Below are 18,621 nucleotides of genomic sequence, written 5' to 3' on the forward strand. Positions count from 1 at the left end.
AACGTTCCATGGCACTTACTTCACCCTCTCAGGGTGGGGCGGCCCGCTTCGGGCCGGGGAGGGCTACGCGCTGGCTCCGATGCTCGACCCTCCCCTCGCTTCGCTCGACCCTCCCAGGGGAAGGGTGAATTCGTCAAGCAAGTGCCATTGGGCTAACGCCCAAACGGCTCGAGAGCTAATCGCCAGACACCAAAAAAAATGCCGGGCCGCTGCAGGGCGGTCCGGCATTCGGTTCCGTTCTGTTGACCCGAATGAACGGGACGCAAGACAACCAATTACATGTCGATTTCGTAACCCTTGCGGCTTTCACGCGAGAGGAATGAGTTGGCTTCGTCGTCGCCGACGATTTCTCGCTTGGTTGGGTCCCAGTTCAGTTCACGACCGAGGCGAATGGAGATGTTGGCCAAGTGGCATGTCTCGAGCATTCGGTTGTGCGACCAAACATCCGAAATCGGTTGTTTGCGTGAACGCATGGCTTGCACGAAGTTGTCCGTGTGATTGGCCGCGAGCGGGCCACCGTAGACTTCTTCGATGGCGCCTTCTGGTAGTGGGTTGGATTCCAGGTCTTCGACTGTTTTTCCGACGATCTTGCCACGGTTGACGAAGAAGCGGCCCTTGGTGCCTTCGAACAAGATCCCGTTGTCGCCTTCGCTTTTGATGATCAAGGGGATGTCGCCGGGCATGTTGGCGAGGATTTCAAACTTCGTTGGCGAGTTGTACCGGTCGCTGACGGTTGGGTAGCCAGCCTTGTATTCCACTGGCAGCGAGTAGCTGACGGGGGTGATTTTGTTCGGACCGGATTGATCTGCACCCAGTGCCCAAGTGGCGATGTCGACGTGGTGAGCACCCCAGTCGTTCATTTGACCGCCGGAGTACTCGTACCAGTTACGCCAAGCGTAGTGGCAATTGGTGTAGAGCGGCACGCCGCCGCCGTATCCTTTTCGCATTTCAGGGAGGGCGCGGTAAGGGACTTTGGGGGTGGGGCCAAGCCACATGTCCCAGTCGAGGCCTTTGGGAACATCGATGGCGGGAATGACCGGTGAGTCGGTCGCTCCACCGATGCCGCAGGTGACTCTGCGGATCTCGCCAATTCGACCATCACGGATCATTGCGATCGCTTGAAGGAAGCGTCGGCCGTTTTCAGTCCGCTGCATCGTTCCGACTTGGAAGACCCGCCCGGTTTGCTTGACAACTTTTTCGATCAGCTTGCCTTCGTCGATCGTCAGCGTCAGTGGTTTTTCGCAGTAGACATCTTTGCCGGCCAACATGGCTTCGATGGAGATCTTGGTGTGCCAGTGATCGGGCGCTGCGATCATGACCGCGTCAATGTCTTTTCGCTCGAGCAGTTTGCGGTAGTCGGCGTAGCCCTCGGGGGCCTTGCCTTGGGCTTTCTTTGCTTTTTCGATGTTGTCACCGAGAACGTTTGCGTCGACGTCAGCCATCGCAGCGAAGTCAGCGAACTTGAACGACTTGTTGGTGATCGTCCAGCCTTGGTTGCGAAGACCGATGGTCGCGAAAACGGGGCGTTCGTTGGGCGACTCTTGTGCGTTTCCGAGGCTGCTGGTTCCTGCAAAGTAGCCCGCTGCGGTGGCCGCGCCGGTGGTCTGTAGGAAGTGACGCCGATTGAGTTTTTGACGGGCTGACATTGGAAACCTCGAGGGAAAGTGCGACAAAATCGTCGAAGGGGAACTGAAAAAGTTAGTCGGAAAGGAGTTTGAATGGGAGTGAAAACGCTATTTGCCCAAATCTTTGAATCGTTCGTACGTTTGGTTCAGTGGGTGAGCTTCTTTTTGACCATCGATCATATTGGCAGTCCATTCTGACAAACGCAGGCCTAGGCGGCGGCACGCTTCTTGGACTCGTTCTTCGTCCGGACCGCCGGCAGAGATCGCGCCGTAGTGAGCGGAAAACTTGACTCCGGTGTAATCGGTCAGCCCAAAGACCAGGAATCCGTAGTTGATCAAAATGGACATCAGGGCCATGCACGTCCATTCTTGTCCGCCGCCCCAGGCACCGGCCGACGTGAAAACGCAGCCGATCTTGCCGTCCCGTTGGCCCCAGTTTTCGATCGGTTGCTCGTCCCACCAGCGCTTCATTTGCCAACTGAGGGTGCCGTAGTTGGTGGGCGAACCGAGCGCGATGCCGTCGCACCAATCCAGGTCCGTGTGATCGGCGTCGTCGATGTTTCTCAACCGGACATCGGCTCCCTCAAGTTGCCCTGCGCCCTCGGCAACCAATTCCGCCATTCGATGCGTGTTTTGAGTGTTCGAATGGTAAAGAATCAGAACTTTGGGCATTCGAGATTCGGTTTGCGGCAGGACAGTTGGAGAGACACCTTCCCGTTTCGGATTTAGTGGAAGGGTCTTACCCGAAGAGTATCTATGCGGCCAGGGGAGACCGAATGCGATTCTAACGTAGCTTGGAGGCGCCTAGTAGGCCCGTCATGCGTTTGCACGGGATTGTCGCGGCTTTGTTTTGGGATCTCGCCAAAACGTTTGAGTTGCGACTCCGGATTTCAACAAGGCTACGCTTCTTTCATCACGGTCGCGTGTGACGGAAGCAAACTCAGCAACGCGATTCGGGCCTTGAGTGTGTCAGCACGTGCGGCCAATAAGACTTGCTACTCGCACATGCCTTGAGCGAATCAGGCCATAAAGGATTGCTCCATGCGAAGCGGCATTCCATTTTGACTCGATGATTTGATGCGGCTATACAGGATCAAACGACTCTTCTTTCTTCGGCACGAAAGTGAATCTGATGCTCCGATTCCTACTGCCTCTGGCTGGGCTCTTTCTAACTGTGATCTCGTTTGCCGATGACGCGGGCAAAGATGCCGCCTTGGCCAAACTGAACGGCGGCCAGCTTGCCAAGACGTTCCCAGTTCATGTCACCGATCGCGACGGGAATCCGATCGCTGGCGTGACGGTGACGCCATGGGCGCTGCGTTCCGCTCAGGGGCATGGTAGATGGGCAGACAAGGACGACCGCGCCGAGATGCCGCCTGTGCCCGCCACAACCGGAGAGGATGGCATCGCATCGATTCGCTACCCGTTCTACCGCGATGTGACAGAACGCACTCGGACGTTCAGCGTTTCCGTGACTCCCAAGCATCCCGAGTTCACCATCAAAGACAACGTTCACATCGACGTGCCGTTGCAAGACGATCGACCGCACAAAATTGAAATGACGCGAGCGGCTTCCATCACGTTGATTCCGCAGTCCAACTCGCCTGACTTTCACATCGACCAAATTCATCTCGTGTCATCCGACCTGTCCAATTATCCAGGCCACTCGCTGCATCGCGAATCAGACCAAATTCTGGTCAGGTCGCTCTACCCAGCTCCCTTCCGCGGGATGCTGGTCCGGCTCGTCGATGAACAAGCGGTTGAGTTTAGCGATCCGATCGAGTTGACCTTGCAGCCCGGTCTTAACGATGCACTCACGGTGGCAATGCACCCAGCGGTTAGCGTCCATGGGCGGCTCAGCGACGAGGTTCCACGTCCGGTTGTTGCTGGGCGGGTTTGCGCCATTGCATCGCCTCGAAAGGATTCGTTGCCCAATTTTGATTGGACCCAGTGGGCACCGGTTGATGAAAACGGCGACTTTTTACTCACCGGTATCCCGCGATCCGAGACGCTACAGGTGATCGCACTGTGCGAACACTTCATCGCTCGCAACGGCACGGAACCCAATGTTCAACCAGAACCAGCAAGCCCTGACCCGCTGGGCGGATTGCGAACAATGTTCGAAATCGCCGTTGAACTTTCCAAACCGGACCCCCGGCCATTCACCCGTCCACAAGTGTTCGGGCCCGACGCGGAACAGCCGATCACGATCGAGATGGGGCCACTGGTTCGATGCGAGATCTCAGTCGTCGATCTCGATGGAAAGCCACTGCCGAACGTCTTTGCCGGTGGTTTCCCCAATGTGTTTTGGTGGGATTGGGGGTCGCAAATTTATGGGGGATACCTGATGCGATCGACCGACTGGTTGACTGGAAAGCGCATCGATGAACCTTGGGACAGCGATTCCGTTGGCGGTTACGACGTGCCATTTTACGATCACAGCGACGAAAGCGGAGTCGCGACGGTGCACTTGCCCCCGGGAAACCAAACCTTGTTCGCCCAAGCCGAGGACCAGGGCTATCAACTTCCGATCTTCATGGGGCAGCGTTACCGGAAAGTCACTATCGCCGCTGAAGAGTCCCTGGCCCTGACTTTGCAACTCGAACCAATCGGTGGGGAAACACTCGGGGAATACGACAAGCTGGCTGGCGTCGTGTTCGGTTGTTCGACTCGCGAGGGCAAACAGATCTGTGCACTGCCCGAAGTCCGTCAGAAGATGGATGAGTTTGCAAAACGCCTTCGCGAGGCCGAAGACCCTCGAGATCCAGCCGTACTCGCGGAAGCCTTCGCTGTCGTTGCGGAAGCCTTCGACCGCGCTGGCGATCAAACCGAGGCCAAAAAATGGCGTGACAAAGCAGACGCCGAAAAGGCCAAACTCGAACCACATGTCAATTCGCCGCGTTGAGAAACGCCCCGGCTCGAACAGCGTTGGTCCCAGTCCGAGCGACTTCGATCGGTCGATTTTGCAAACCACGTCGGCGGTCTCAAGGACCTCCGAAGCGAGGTGCTCCGGCGAGCACCAACTGGTGGAGAGGGGCGAGCAACGCCGATCAGGCGTACGCCGGGGAGGGCTACGCGCTGGCTCCGATGCTCGACCCTCCTCTCGCTTCGCTCGAACCTCCCAGGGGGAGGGTGATGAGAAACGTTTGGCAACACAGCACTTAAAAACTGCACGACCTCTGCACGGGCGGGGGTCTCAAGGCGTGATTGGCAAGGTACTTGAAAACTCCACGACCTTGAAAGGAAGGTCGAAGCGAAACCGGATTCCAAGCACGGGCGATTGGGGCTTTCGGCCCGTAGGCGATCAGTCCAGCCAGTTTTGGTTGGGGACACGGAGCGTGATGGTAGATGCGTAGCTGGTGAATTCGAATTCGTCAGATTTTTCGTCCATCGCGGTGTAGTGGGCTGCGATCAAGTATTGGGTCGCCCGCTTGGGAACGAAGGTGGCGTGACCGGATTCGTCGGTGACGAATTCGTAGTTGGGGTCCCGGTCGCCTTGCAACGTTTCGCCTTCGGGGATGAAGCTGACGACGGCGTCTTGGATTGGGTTGCCGTGATGCAGGACCGTGACCGTGATCGGTTGGCCCACGCAAACTTCGCCGAACGGGCAAGTGTTGAGAACGATCTCAAATGGCAAACCTGCCGGAGTCTGGTGTGCGTGACCATCGATCTTGGGAACGTCCAGAGAATCGCTGGCCAACACAAAAGTTTTCGCGGTTCGAATGCTGCGGATCGACTTGCCATGGTTCATGACTCGATCGAGTTTTTGAACGAACTGGTGCACGCCGGGCTGAGTCAGCGTCACGGGCGTCGTCCAGTACCCTTGCTTTTCAGCCGAAGCGGAGGTGAAGAGTTGGGGCTTCAAATCGGAAGGCTTTCCATCGGGATCGATATGATCCATCGAGGTCCAGTCGAGTGTTAACAATCCGGCCAGTTTGAAATCGCGGTGTTGGTTGCCGTGGTTTCCAAGTCGCAGGTCGACGTGCACGACCTCACCGGTTCGAACGATCGGCGAGTTGGTTTGGATCCACGTGTCGTGAGCGCTGACGATGGCGGGCAGCAAGAGAGCAAAAGAGAAGGTCAGGTTTCGATACAGGCTGTTCATGATTGGATGGGATGATTGAGGAAGGAGTCGAAACTGGAGTGAGTTCAATTCGCGGATAGCGGAGTCGAGATTGGCGTTCGGGACGATTCAAGTCGTTCGGTTAGCCAGGCCGGACCGATGTCGACCAATGTGGCCGTGAACGGCAGATCGTCCGCGAAGCGATGCCAGATTTGCTTGGCCAGTTCGTCGTGCAACGTTTCAGGCAACTCGGCAAACGTTTGGCTCGCGACCAGATAGCTCAGTGGTGATTCAAAGAGCCGCGTTTGCAGGTTGAGTATGCGAAGCGATCGACCTTGCGGATCCGACATGCCGCGAGTTGCAAACACCTGGGCGAAGTCACCGGATCCACGAATAGGAGCCTGGATTGCGAATTCATCATCGAAGCACAGGCACGAGACGAGCGGCTTGGTGGCTTTGGCAATTCGCTCGCGATGTGAGTCGCTGATCGAATCGTTGCCTGCTTCCCACTCGGCATGTTGAGCGACGAAGTTTGCCTTGGTCAGCAAGTTGTAAGCTTCGATTTGATGTTCCATCACCATCAGGGCGGTGACGTCACTGGTGGCGGTCAGGTACCGTCGCGAGTCGACTTTGGGCGGCAACGAGGTTTGATTTTCACCGAGGGTGTTGTCGATGACTTTCGGACGACGTTTGCCATCGAGGATGAATCCACCGAGGTGATGTTGGTCACCGTGAGTGCCGGTGACGTACCAGCCGCCCCAACGTTCCGCGAGCGGACTGCGTTGGGTGGTCAGATGGCTGCCAGCACGGATGACGGGAACGCCATCGGCGTTGGGGTACACCGAGCGAACTTGGAAACCGGGAATGCCTCCGGTTCGCGAACCACCGTGGCAACTCAGGCAGCGGTTGGCTTGCCGTTGCAGCGTCGGCGGTTGATCGAGATCGAAGTTCATCGTGTAAAACACGGTCCCTAAATCGGGATCCGCGGCCGCGACTTCGACCTCGCCGCCTTGCACATAACCGACGAACACATCGTCATTGAAATAGATTGCCCGCGGTGTCTCCGGAGAGATATGCGGTTTCTGCAAGCTCGTTTTGGAAAACACAAGCGTCTGCGACGATGTGGGAACGTCGAGTTGCTCGAGCAGTGATTGCAGGAGTGACAGTTCGTCGTCGCCCGAGAGTTTTCGCTGTCCGGATACCAGATCCGTTTGCAGTTTGGCGACGCGGTTGCGAGTCGCCGCGGAATCGCTGTACCGGATCGGTTCCGCTTCCCAGTTGACGGCTTGGGCTGGTAGCGAAGTGCCAAACGGAAGCAGCAGCCAAAAAACGCACGCACGGAATCGGCTCATGGCGAGACCTCGTTGTCCGCCGAGGTGGCTTCGCTGTTGGTGAGGCAGTGCAGTTCGCTTCCGGTGCGAATCAGGATGGCATCGTGAGTGAACGCGACTCCGTATTGAACCGGATCGGCAAATTGATTTTCGCCACGCTCTCGCGCCGCCGCGATGGCTTCTTCGCTCATCGGTTTTCGGGGTTTGGATTCGCCCGGTTTCTGTTCACCGTCGGTAGCGGTGATTTCGTCCTTGGCCGAGGCCGTGCGGGGGCCGGCATCTGAAGGGCGTCCACCATGTTCGTTGCCGGCCCCTGGTCTGCCGCCTTTTTCTGCCCGAGGGCCAGCGAATTGGCCTGAGCTGGTGGCAGGGATGGAGTCGATGTCCCAAAGCTCATTTTCAGCGAGGACTTTGAATTTCGGTCCGGCTGCAATCACCGTGGTCTCGCCGCCTTTGCCGAACAGGTAGATTCGATCGCCGACCGCGACAGGCGTTACCCAGCACTGCTCACCAGCTCGTTTGCGATAAACCAGTTCGCCGGATTCCAGGTCAAAGCAATACAGCGCACCGGCGTTGGTGATCCAGTACGCTAGCCCTTGATGTGCGATGGGTGAAGCGAAGGTGGTTGTCGCTTTGGTGGTTTTCCAAGCGACCTCGGGTTGGAAGCGAGTTCCGTCGCCGCCGATTCGTAGACAAAGATTCGATTCGCGAGCTTCGACCGCGCGAGCGTCTTGCATGCCGTTGGACGCACCCACCAACACCATGTCTTCCAGCACCGCGGGCGGCGTGTTGGAAGTGTTGGCTCCAATGTCTTCGAACGTCCAAAGTTGCTCGCCCGTTTCGGGGGAGTACCCGTCGACGGAGCCGTCGCTGCTGCAAACGATTTGTGCTTTGCCGCCGATGCGGACGATGGCTGGCGAAGCGTAACTCTTGCGACTGAAGCGTTCGGTTTTCCAAGCGGTTTCACCGGTGCTCTTGTTGACGGCCATCAAATACGAGTCGCCTTCGTGATCGATCAGGACAAACGCTTTGTCGCCATGTTGTGCTAGCGAGCTGGCCAGCCCAATGTCGGATTGGAAGGGTCCGGTTTCGTCGGTCAAGGATCGTTCCCAGAGGACATCGCCGGAGTCTCGATCGATCCCGACCAGGTTGCCGGTTTCAAAGAATGCGACCAAGTGATTTTCATCCACCACCGGCGTTGGTGCGGAGCGACTTTGGAAGTAGTTGGCTCGCACCGGCGTGGCGGATTCGATTTCGCGAGTCCACTTCACCTCGCCGTCGGACAATCCGATCGACATCACGACGCAGGTTTCTTTCATGTCACCTTGGATGCTGGTGACATAAACGTTGTCGCCCCAAACCACGGGGCTGGACTGGCCTTTGCCGAAGATCGTTTGTTTCCAACGAAGGTTTTCGCCGGGCGACCAAGTCAGCGGCAGGTTCTTGGCGTTCAGCGTTTCGCTGCGACCTTGTCCCAAGAACGCGGGCCAGACAGCTTGTGCGATAGCGTGTTGCCACGGGATGCACAGAGAACATGTTAGCGCCGCCACCGCGAAGACGTTGCTGCGTAGCGAATTGAGGTTTGGTTGTGGTTGCGTTTTCATCTCAGAATGCCTCCATGACTTCGTGGCCGTTGCGGGTGCCGAGCGCTCGCCAAGTTTCCAGGTCGATGCTTTCGGTGATGAAGCCAACGCTGCCGTCGCAACGAGCAACGTGAACACCGCCGGGGTGATTGCTGCGGGTGCCGAAGACGCCCCAGCCACAACTGCCCATGTCGGGGATCAGGCTTTGCGGTGGGTGATAGTGTGAGTAGCCAGTCCAATATTCTCGACCGTTGATCCATCCGGCACCGCGATGGCCGGCCCAACCACGATGCAGCCCGCTGCCGCGAACATAGGCTTCCATTTCATTGGGATCTTCCGGAAGGAAGAATCCGGCGAACCCAGGTGTCGTAGGCGGCATCGAGCGACTGATGAAAGCACAGGTCACATTCATCATCACGCGTTTTCGCATGTGTGGTTCGGTGGGTTCAGCGGGGGCTTGTTCCGACAGACCCAACAAGTGTTCTGCGAATGCCGCGGTGTTGCTCAGTCCGTCCAGGATCGACTCGAAACCGACGTTGGAGTTGATCCATAGAATTCCGTCGGTCGTTCTCCGCGAGTCATACAGCGTCCCGACGCCGGTGCCAAAGTTCATGCCGTAGTTGGTGGCGGAGTAAGCCTGGGTTGGGCCGCTGCCTGAGAGTGTGGTGACGAAGTACGTCCGATCATGGTCTTCGCTGGGGCAGGTCAACATTGGCATCGCAGTCTTGGCCGCGGTGTCGTGTGGCGAGACGAGTTGTCCTGGGCAGCAACCCACATGCAGCGGCCGGTCGAAGTGGATCATGTCCAGCATGTTGCCTTGTTCGTAGAACGGAGCCATTTGGGCGAAGACCGAAAAATTGCCCGCGGTGCTGGTGCCATTCGTGTAGTTGGCGGGGATTTTTCGGTGGGTGCTTTCGTAGTTGTGCATCGCGAGCGTGATCTGTTTCAGGTTGTTGCTGCATTGCATGCGACGGGCGGCCTCGCGGGCGGACTGAACCGCAGGAAGCAGCAGCCCAACCAGGACGCCGATGATGGCGATTACAACCAGCAGTTCCACCAAAGTGAAACCACGTTGCGGTGAATGGTGTCGAGAGATGTTCATTGGAGAGGAATGGTTTGGTGTTGGGGGAAGTCGTTGTTGGTTGGATGGATCGGAGTGTGCATGCCGATTCAACTTGCTGAGTGCGCGCACCTTCTCCGTGGAACCAACGGAGCCGTTTTGAAGCTCAGTTCGTTCGAAAGTGGAGTGGCGTTCGAAGGGCATTTCGAATCGATGCAATCTGGCGTCGAGTCGGTCATCCTCGGCAGTGCGAGGACGCTCCCGCGTCAGGGACGAAGACAACACTGGTGTGAGGAGCGAGCCTTCAATCGCCAACGCGGCAGCGGTGAGTTCTGCGCCAGTCCCATCACTTCTACAGCGACAGCACCGTGAGCGCAGCAACGAACCGGATTGCAATGCGATATGAGATTGCGAGCGTCCGAACGTTCAGCGGAACGATTGGTCGCGCGCGAGATCGCTGGTTAGGGAACCGGCGGCTCGGGACAGAGGCTCACCACCGACGCTTGTTCGTCATACAGACGCAAGCGGAACAGCAGTGGCGGCGGGGAAAGGTTCAGCTCGAAGGCTTCAAAGTCCACGACAACGCTGGAAAACATCGTCCAGACCATTTCGATGCCGTGACATTTCGCAGCGTCTTGCAGTCGAACCAAACGAATGGGTTTGGAAGTGGAGGGTGAGGTCGGTTGATCGCATCCGGAATCGCCACAACAAGTCGTTTTCTCCGCTTCGGTGTGCGAACAAGTCGACGTGTCGGTGGTTTGCTTGTTCAATCGATGCTGACGCATCTTCGCGGCGAACCCGGGGGGCGGACCCGGTGAGTCTGGGCCACAGCAGCTTCCGCCGATGCAGGTCGGGTGCGGGACTTGCTCGGATCGATCTGCGATTTCGCTGAGCATCACGTCCACTCGAGCGACTAGGAAAGCTGGCGGTGTGACGTCGTTTTCGGCTGCCCATTGCAGTTTTTCTAAGTCACTGTGACAGCAGCATTTGTCCCAGCAGTAATCGGCCGAGGAGCAACCGCACGGGCAGGATTCGCAGGGGAATCGGCCCTCTTTTTCGGGGCGAGGAGCGGTGAGGGGCAGTCCGACCATGCCACAACCCAGCACCAACAACAGCGTCAAGCAAACGCCGCGTCGTACCAGGGAAGATCGGAACTGTCGAAAGAAAAACAAAACGGGTCAATGCCTGACTGCGTGCCAAATCTGGCTCGCTCCTCACGCTGAGAATGGTAAACAAACCCTGACGCTAGGGCAATCACCAACGCGAAGAATCCAATGCGGCGACCTGCCGCACAGACGAATCCGAAGACCTCGCGTCACGCATGATGTAGCGACGATCGAGGTGGTTGATTCACGCCGGCCCCGTCCGGGGCGAATTTGTGTGCACGGGGCGGGACGATTCCACGCCTCATGGATGGCTCCGGAGGAGTCCGCGTCAGTAGCTCGGGGCGGGAGCCCCGAGAACGATGGCGACCAACACAAACATCGCCCCGGATGGGGCCGTCGTTGGCTCATGTGGTGCAACAACTCGATTCGGGACGTTTGAATTTCATCTTCCGATGACGCGGTTGTTTTCGATCATACGAACGACAATCGTCGAATTGGCACGTCTTCCCGTTCGCTTTTGGTTTCATCCATCGATTCGATGTTTGAGTCGCCAAACCAATCGGCATCGCCGCTTTCGAACAAGACCTCGCCTTCGGCGGTTGGGTCGGCTTCGCATTTCCAGGCGTGATACAGCAGCGAGGCGGCGGTTTTATTGTTGAAGTCTTTTTTGCCGGCGGGCGGAATCACCAAGTACAAACCTTGGCGAGCGCGTGTCATCGCGACGTAGAGCAAGCACATCGCTTCGGTCAAACGGGCGGCAACGGAACCGCCAAACACGGCTTGCCAGCGTTTGGGAAGGAAGTGCCACTGGGCTTCGCCGACGGAACGACTGAGCCCGCGTGCGGGTTGGCCAATCTCGGGGATGTCGGCCAAGCATTGTGGTGATGGGCCCAACAACGCTTTGTGGATCTCAGGCAAAAAGACGGCGTCGAATTCCAACCCTTTGGATTGGTGAACGGTCATCACTCGCACGACCGCCGCACGCGGACGCTGGACTCGTTTTTCATGAACCAGTTCGACGAAGTCTCGCAGACGGCTGTCCGCGGTGTGTTGGTAGAGCGTTGCCAATTCGACCAGTTGTTCCAAACGCACGTTCTCACGGTCGTCGCAGTGAGGCATCAACGCTTTCGCGAGAGAAAGGATCGTTTTGGCGAGACCCTGGTCCTCGATTCGGGCTCGAAGCTGATCGGCGGCTTCGCCTTTGTCATCGCTGTCGGACAGCGGCAAGACAAACTTGAGCGGGCTGCTCGCCACATGCAAACGCCAGCGACCGTCGCCGGGATGTTCGCACATCAACAAGGCTGACAATATCCAACGCACCGCAACGGAATCGACGAGCGGGTTGCCGCCTTCGGCACTGACGTCGACATCGAGGTGTTCCAATCGATTGATCAACGCACCGACGGTGCTGTTGGTGCGAGTCAGCACGCCAATCGTCAGATGGGGTGACTGGTGGTGCAGATCGGCAATTTGTTTGGCAACGTCATCCAGCAATCCCTTTTGAATCTCAGCCGCGGATGGTTTGCTCTTTGTTTTTTCATCGGAGTTCGCAGGCGGTTTTAAATTCAATTCCGCGGTCCGAAACTGAACAAACCCAGGCAGTTTCCTGGCCGCCGTGTGCTTGGGAAAACGTTTCGCGAATCGCTTGAGTGCCTTGGCTTCGTAAGTCGCCTTGTCAGCAGGGTTGGGCGGATCCGATCCCTCCGCCATCGGGTGACAAGGCAAATGTTGAAACGCGTCCGTGACCGCGTCGAGTACCACGCTGCTGCTGCGGTAGCTCTCGTCTTGCTGCTTCGAAATGATGCCCGGGATCTGCTTGTCGACGGCATCAAAGATCTCTGCCACCCCACCACGCCAACCGTAGATGGCTTGTTTGGTATCGCCGACGCAGAAGAACGATTTCGATCTTTTGGGATCCAGGACGTTGGAGGATGAATCCGTCGATTCACCGGTGACCGATTGAGCCAGCAAACGGAGGACTTGCCACTGCACCGGCGATGTGTCCTGGAATTCATCGAGCAGCAAGTGATCGATCGAGGCGTCGAGTCGGTCTTGCAAAGTGTGGTTGTCAAGCTGCGTGAACACGCCGGCCAAACGAACCGCGATGTCATCAAACGCGAGGGCTCGTTGGGCTTGCTTGACCAATTGAATCAACGTGTCGTAGTGGTCGACCAATGTGCCGGTGGCGTGGTTCTGAGCTCGCAGCAACGACAGCGATTCATGCCGAGCGACTTCGTAGATCAGATCGAATTCAGGATCCAAACCCGGTGGGAACTTGCTGCGTCCAAATTTGACTTCTTCACCATGCAGACGTGCTTTGGCGATGTTCTTGGTCAGCGTGGCTTCCACTAGCGGGCCAAATTCGCGAATTTCGAGGCTGTCGGCTGCGAATTCAAGGGATTTGACGAGTGATTTTTGTGGGACCTCGGCCGATCGAAGCATGCCTGCCGTGCGTGTGATGTCGGCGGACTCAGGCAGTTCAGGAACTTTCAATTGGTCCCAGCGTTCGACGTCGGCTTGGCGAGCCAGGTTGTACGTGTTCTCCACCACATCGATCAATTCACGAGCGATGTTGCGTTTGACGTCGCCGCGGCTGAGCATGGAAATCAGAGTTTCCGTTTCGGCGGGCTGCAGGGATTCGATCAAGTTTCCGATCGCGACTTGTCGCAACCAGATTTCCTCGACCTCATCGGTCAAACGCCAACCAGGCGGCAAGTCCAATTCAAACGGCAGTGCTCGGGCAAGTTGGGAGAACAGACTGTCGAGCGTGCAAATGCGCAATCGGTGAATGTTGCGCAGCAAGCGATGGAAAAGTTGCCCGCAAACATGACGCGGCAAGCCTTCGATGCCGACTTGTTGTCGCAATTCCGCGATCGCTTTTTCGCTCGGATCGATCGCGGCTTGGCCGAGCGTGATCAAGACTCGTTCAAGAATTTCACCGGCGGCTTTGCGAGTGAACGTGGTCGCGAGGATTGTTTCTGGTGGCGCACCGGTCAGCAGAATCTTCAGCAGCCGAGCGGTCAGTTGGTAGGTTTTGCCCGTGCCGGCGGAAGCACGCACCAACGTCGGCTCAAAGGCTTCTCGCAGCGTGGTCGGTGACTCGACGACAAAGTCCAGTTCGTCGGGAAGCAAGTCGTCGTCTGGAAGTTGATTGTCTTCGTGAAGCATTTCGGCTTCCGGAGGACTGGCGTCCTCGTCGAAAAACGGGTTGTCGTCAAACAAGGGGTGCTCAGATGGGTTGCTCATTCGAAGGCCTCCGTTTCGTCATCCATGGGAATGAACACGCTCTCGTTCATCAGCATTTCATAGTCGTCGAATTCGACGCCGTCCGGATTGGGCTCGAAGTGACAAGCTCGGATTTCGCGAATGCAGTGGTGAATCAATTCGTCTGCGGCGGCAAATTGTGCGGGAGTGAACTCGGCCAGGTTGATTTGCGTCTCGGTGTCTTTTTCGGCCACGTTGAAGTACCCCAGTTCAACATCCACCGGGTCGGCATCGATCCCGAGATCGGGTATGAAACGACGGTACAGCGGCAATTGCAAATCCACCCACTGTGTCGATCCATCGGGCAGTTTTTTAAGGTGTTTCTTTTCCGGTTTGTGACCGTGTGTTTTGTAGTCGAGAATCGCCCAACGCCCGGTTTCGGGATGATAGTCGATGCGGTCGAAACGTCCTCGCAAACCCGTGAACTGGCCGTCCAGGTTGATGCCCGTTGGCTTCTTGGGTTTGCCGGTGATGGGATGGATCTTTTTCTCATCGACAGCGTCTTCCACCGCGTGAATTTGCCATCCCGCAGCGGCGCGTTCGGCTTGTCGAAGGGCGACGGTTTTCAGACGTCGTTGGGCTTGGCGAACTTGCAACTTCACCGTCGTGGAGGTGTTGTCGCCGAAGTGCTTGGTCGCGTATCGGTGAAGCTCTTCGATCAAGGCTTCTTCAATGCGTTTGGGATCGGTTTCGTTCTTGTAGTCGCCTCTTCCAAACTCTTCGAGAGCACCGTGGACAAGGTCACCAAACTGGTTGGCCGCCAATTCCAACGGTGAATCATCTAGCGGTCGTAGCCTCAAAACATGTCGCAGGTAGAACCGGTAGGGACATGCGAGGTAAGCGGAAAACGCGGTGACACTGAGCGTGTTGATCGTTCGCCCAGGTTCCGGTGGCGGGGGAGCGAAGAAGGCTTGAGAATCAACGCTGACCGCAGGAGGTGGCTGGATCGGTTCAATCTCGATCTTGGGTCGAGGAACTGTCAATAAATCACAAACCCGCTTGGCCGCTTCTTCGGGCGTCGCCGCGGCGAGCAAACGCGACGGCGGTGTGGGGGATCCGTCGGCACTGTGCGAACCGACCAGGAAGCGAACCGTTTCGCGAGAGGTCAGCAATTGCTGCATCGCATGCACGTCACGAGCGTAGCGGCGATCGTTGGCGGATTGATGCAGTGTCGATCGCAGCGACTGGGGCAAGAACGGGTCGCCCGATTGGGCTTCGGGAACGAAGGGATGATTCAATCCGCAAACAACGAGAGCCGGCGAGTCATCGAGAGCAAGGTCCAACCATCCCAACAATTCAATTTCGGTGGGCGAGGGATCGTCGACCCAACGCACTTCGCTCATTCGTGACGCGAGCATCTCAACAGCGACGGAACCTTCGACCGGCTCGTCGAGCGACGGACTGAGGTCAGCGAATCGATGCAGCAATCGGAAGACCGCACGCAGGGCTTGCTGTGTTCTGGAGATCGAAGTGTCGGGCTCCGCTTCTTCCGACTCTTCGGCGGCATCGGGATCCGCCGGCAGAAGCGACTGAGCGGATTCGCCATGCAGTTCGAGCAAGATCGCTTGAAGCGTTTCGCTCCATTGCCGAATCGGTTGTGGTTCGGTGTTTTGGATTAGCGGCGACAACCATTGATCCAAAACGTTGCGAATTTGGTTGGCGGTTTCTGATTGCTGGACTTCTTCTGGAAGGGGCTCGTCGACTGACCGTGGAAAGGCAGACGAGAGAAGTTGATCGAGTTCCCGCAACCACTTTTCCGATTCGGGATGGTCAGGGCAGTGCTTGCTGACATAACGAGCCACGTCGGCGTGACGGACGAGCGCGGCCAGCGATCGCCAAGTCCGTCGTTGCAGGTAGGTGACAATCAAGTGCATCAATCGTCCAACCGCGGTTTGTCCGACGCGGTGTCCCAAGTGGCGATGCGTGGCGACGCCGAGCAAATCACAGCGGTTCTCGATCGGTTCGACTTGCGATTCGTCGGTGACGCCGATCGTGATTTGATCGACGCGATACTTTTGCCCCAGTTGCGCCAGCGTTTCCATCACCGCGGCAGTTTGGTCCGAGATGTCTCCGGCGGGAATCAGTTGGTCGTCTTGCAAAGGCAAGCAGTGCGATTGCCAAAGGCCAGCGTTCAGGTTTCCAAACGAGTCGAATCGTTTCGCGTGGGCATCGGGAGCTGCCACCAAAGCCGTGATTGCAGCCGAGTTCTTGGACGATTCGACTTGGGACAACATCGAGACCAGCAGTTTGGAAATGTCGGTGGTCCCGATCAACACCAGCGGCCGAGTTGCGCGGCAAGCGTTGTTGCGAATCGCGTCGAGCTGGGCTTCGTTGGGATCGGCTTTTCCCGCCGCAGCCAGTTCCGCCAAATAAGCCTTCATCAAGTCGACAAAGAACTGCCAGCGACGACGTTCACCGGCTGAGTCGCACATGTCCAGCACGTCCGCGTAGGTCAAACCTTCCGCGGCGATGGAATTGTGCAGTCGCCGCATCGTGCCACCCAGTTCCAGCCAAGCGTCGGCTGCATCGAGCGCCGGTGGGCTGGAAATCAGCACGCTCAAGTCATCTTGATTGGCCGCAGCGAGAACCCGAGCCCAGGCCAACGTTTGTTCGAAGTCCAATGCCGCCGCGTCGGATTCGTACAACCTGGAGGGCAGGTCGCCGACCGTCAACATTCGCGGGAGATCCACGGTTTGCTTCGCCGCGTTGGCCTCGGCTTGCAAAAGCTCCTTCATGCGGTCGATTGCACGGCGGGAGGGGAACACCAAATCCAAGTGCGACAAATTCCAGTCGCCTTTGGTTTTCGGCCCGTTGGTTTCTTTCAGCCACTGCAGGCTTGAGACCAGCAGCGGTTGGTTCCATCCCAGAAAGAGTGTGTGCGTCATTCGGTTTGAATATTAAATTCGCGGTGGGGGGGCGAGCAGAGAGCGCTGGCGTCAAATGCGGGGGAAACGCAGTGCTATTCAGCGTCAGGTTTTTCTCGCACCCAAACTTCGTCGTTTTCGACCTTGACATCAAAACAGTCGACTTTGGTTCGCGGGTTGTCTTCCCAGGTGCCGTCTTTGATGCAGAATCGCCAAGCGTGCCAGGGGCAAGTCACCGAGTGGTCTTCGACGTGACCCTCTGCCAGCGACGCACCCATGTGGGGACACAGATCGTCAATCGCGTACCATTCGTCGCCTTTGCGAAAAACCGCGACCATTCGGCCGTCAACCGGCACCGCTTTGCCCACGTTGTCTTCAAAATCGGAAACCTTGCCGACGCTTTCGTATTCGCTCATTTTTTCGTTCTCGGTTCAATTTGGACTGCGTTTTCGCCGCTCAGCGTACTGATCCTCCGTTTTATCCCACGCCAGCGAATTCCCCAATGAGGCTGAGGATGACTCCGGCGGCCGGATTCGCTTTAATGGACACCCGGTTGTCGCTTGACCACTCGATCCGTCTTTGGTGCCAGTTTTTTATGATTCATCACGAACTCCGACGAAAACTCGAATCTCGCGTTTTGCCTCACGTGCAAACGCCGGCTCAGTATGTTGGCGGGGAACGCAACATCATCGTCAAAGACCATCGGAAATTGCGAGGGAAAATCGCCGTTGGATTTCCCGATGCGTACACGATCGGGATGAGCCACCACGGGCTGCAAGTCCTGTATTCGATGATCAATCGGCGAGACGATTGGTGTGCTGAGCGAGTCTTCATGCCTTGGCCGGACATGGAGGCCAAGCTGCGTGAGCACAACCTGCCGCTCTACACGCTGGAAACGTTCACGCCTCTGAATGAGTTTGACGTCATTGGATTGTCGCTGCAGTACGAAATCAGCTCGCCCAACGTGTTGACGATGGTCGACCTCGGCGGGATCCCGCTCGACGCCGTTGACCGGACGATGGCGGATCCATTGTTGGTTGCGGGAGGACCATGTTGTCAAAACCCGGAGCCGATGGCCGACGTCTTCGATGTCATGGTGACCGGCGACGGCGAACCGGCGCTGCCGGAGGTTTGCGAGTTGTGGCTGAGCCTTCGTGAAGAGGCCCGCTTGCCTGACGGAACATTCGTGACTGGTGAAGAAGGCCGGAAGCAACGCGAAGACGCCTTGGCCCGCGTGGCTCAGCAATTGGCGTTTGCTTATGTGCCTCGGTTCTACGAGCCTCAGTATTCTGACAACAACCGAATTGGATCGATCGTTCGAACTCGCGATGACGTGCCGGAGACAATCGCCCCCAGCGTGATCAGTGACTTGGATGGCATGCCGTTGCCGACCGAGCCCATTGTGCCGTACGTCAACTGCGTGCACGACCGAATCGCGATCGAGATCATGCGAGGTTGCCCGCACCTGTGCCGGTTCTGTCAAAGCACTGTGATCAAACGGCCGCTGCGAATTCGAGAGGTCGACACGATCGTCGACGCGGCGTTGGAAAGCTATCGCAGCACTGGCTTCAACGAGATCAGCATTCTGTCGCTTTCCAGCAGTGACTACCCGCACTTTGCCGAACTGGTGAAACGGTTGCATGAAGTCTTCGTGCCTCTGGACGTGAACATCAGCGTGCCGAGCTTGCGAGTCAACGACCAGTTGCGAACACTACCCGAATTGCT

At 57.3% G+C, this 18,621-nt stretch carries 12 protein-coding genes; 2 read left to right on the forward strand and 10 right to left on the reverse strand.

The window, feature by feature from the left end:
- Window positions 1-275: 275 nt before the first annotated feature.
- The gene (locus ACF8AM_RS06220) at window positions 276-1,646 is read right to left on the reverse strand and encodes a Gfo/Idh/MocA family oxidoreductase (RefSeq protein WP_392554793.1); all 1,371 of its coding nucleotides are present in this window, start codon (window positions 1,644-1,646) and stop codon (window positions 276-278) included.
- 87 nt (window positions 1,647-1,733) lie between these two features.
- The gene (locus tag ACF8AM_RS06225; protein WP_392554794.1) at window positions 1,734-2,297 is read right to left on the reverse strand and encodes a flavodoxin family protein; all 564 of its coding nucleotides are present in this window, start codon (window positions 2,295-2,297) and stop codon (window positions 1,734-1,736) included.
- Window positions 2,298-2,757: 460 nt separating this feature from the next.
- Between ACF8AM_RS06225 and ACF8AM_RS06230 the strand changes: the two genes are divergently transcribed.
- Window positions 2,758-4,530, forward strand: a complete 1,773-nt coding sequence (locus ACF8AM_RS06230; RefSeq protein ID WP_392554795.1) for an Ig-like domain-containing protein — start codon at window positions 2,758-2,760, stop codon at window positions 4,528-4,530.
- A gap of 399 nt (window positions 4,531-4,929) precedes the next feature.
- On the opposite strand, the gene ACF8AM_RS06235 is transcribed toward ACF8AM_RS06230, so the two are convergent.
- From ACF8AM_RS06235 to nirD, 8 genes are all read right to left on the reverse strand, one after another.
- Window positions 4,930-5,730: a DUF4198 domain-containing protein gene (locus ACF8AM_RS06235; RefSeq protein ID WP_392554796.1), complete on the reverse strand. Its 801-nt coding sequence runs from the start codon at window positions 5,728-5,730 to the stop codon at window positions 4,930-4,932.
- Between the two features lie 44 nt (window positions 5,731-5,774).
- On the reverse strand, window positions 5,775-7,040 hold the full coding sequence (locus ACF8AM_RS06240; RefSeq protein WP_392554797.1) for a hypothetical protein: 1,266 nt from the start codon (window positions 7,038-7,040) through the stop codon (window positions 5,775-5,777).
- Window positions 7,037-8,623: a PQQ-binding-like beta-propeller repeat protein gene (locus ACF8AM_RS06245; RefSeq protein ID WP_392554798.1), complete on the reverse strand. Its 1,587-nt coding sequence runs from the start codon at window positions 8,621-8,623 to the stop codon at window positions 7,037-7,039. The genes ACF8AM_RS06240 and ACF8AM_RS06245 overlap by 4 nt, the downstream gene beginning before the upstream one ends.
- A 1-nt stretch (window position 8,624) precedes the next feature.
- Window positions 8,625-9,704 carry a DUF1559 domain-containing protein gene (locus ACF8AM_RS06250; RefSeq protein WP_392554799.1) on the reverse strand — a complete coding sequence of 360 codons (1,080 nt, stop codon included), beginning with the start codon at window positions 9,702-9,704 and terminating at the stop codon, window positions 8,625-8,627.
- A 419-nt stretch (window positions 9,705-10,123) separates the two neighbouring features.
- Window positions 10,124-10,834 carry a hypothetical protein gene (locus ACF8AM_RS06255; protein ID WP_392554800.1) on the reverse strand — a complete coding sequence of 237 codons (711 nt, stop codon included), beginning with the start codon at window positions 10,832-10,834 and terminating at the stop codon, window positions 10,124-10,126.
- Between the two features lie 405 nt (window positions 10,835-11,239).
- Window positions 11,240-14,014, reverse strand: a complete 2,775-nt coding sequence (locus ACF8AM_RS06260; RefSeq protein WP_392554801.1) for a UvrD-helicase domain-containing protein — start codon at window positions 14,012-14,014, stop codon at window positions 11,240-11,242.
- The gene (locus ACF8AM_RS06265) at window positions 14,011-16,917 is read right to left on the reverse strand and encodes a PD-(D/E)XK nuclease family protein (protein WP_392554802.1); all 2,907 of its coding nucleotides are present in this window, start codon (window positions 16,915-16,917) and stop codon (window positions 14,011-14,013) included. The genes ACF8AM_RS06260 and ACF8AM_RS06265 overlap by 4 nt, the downstream gene beginning before the upstream one ends.
- Window positions 16,918-16,991: 74 nt before the next feature.
- Entirely contained in the window at window positions 16,992-17,312 is a 321-nt protein-coding gene (gene nirD, locus ACF8AM_RS06270) for a nitrite reductase small subunit NirD (protein ID WP_008670484.1), read from the reverse strand.
- A 179-nt stretch (window positions 17,313-17,491) separates the two neighbouring features.
- On the opposite strand from nirD, the gene ACF8AM_RS06275 reads away from it, so the two are divergent.
- Window positions 17,492-18,621 (forward strand): radical SAM protein (locus tag ACF8AM_RS06275; protein ID WP_392554803.1); only part of this gene is annotated, 1,130 nt, incomplete at its 3' end.

The organism is Rhodopirellula sp. JB055 (assembly GCF_043100905.1).
GTDB lineage: Bacteria > Planctomycetota > Planctomycetia > Pirellulales > Pirellulaceae > Rhodopirellula.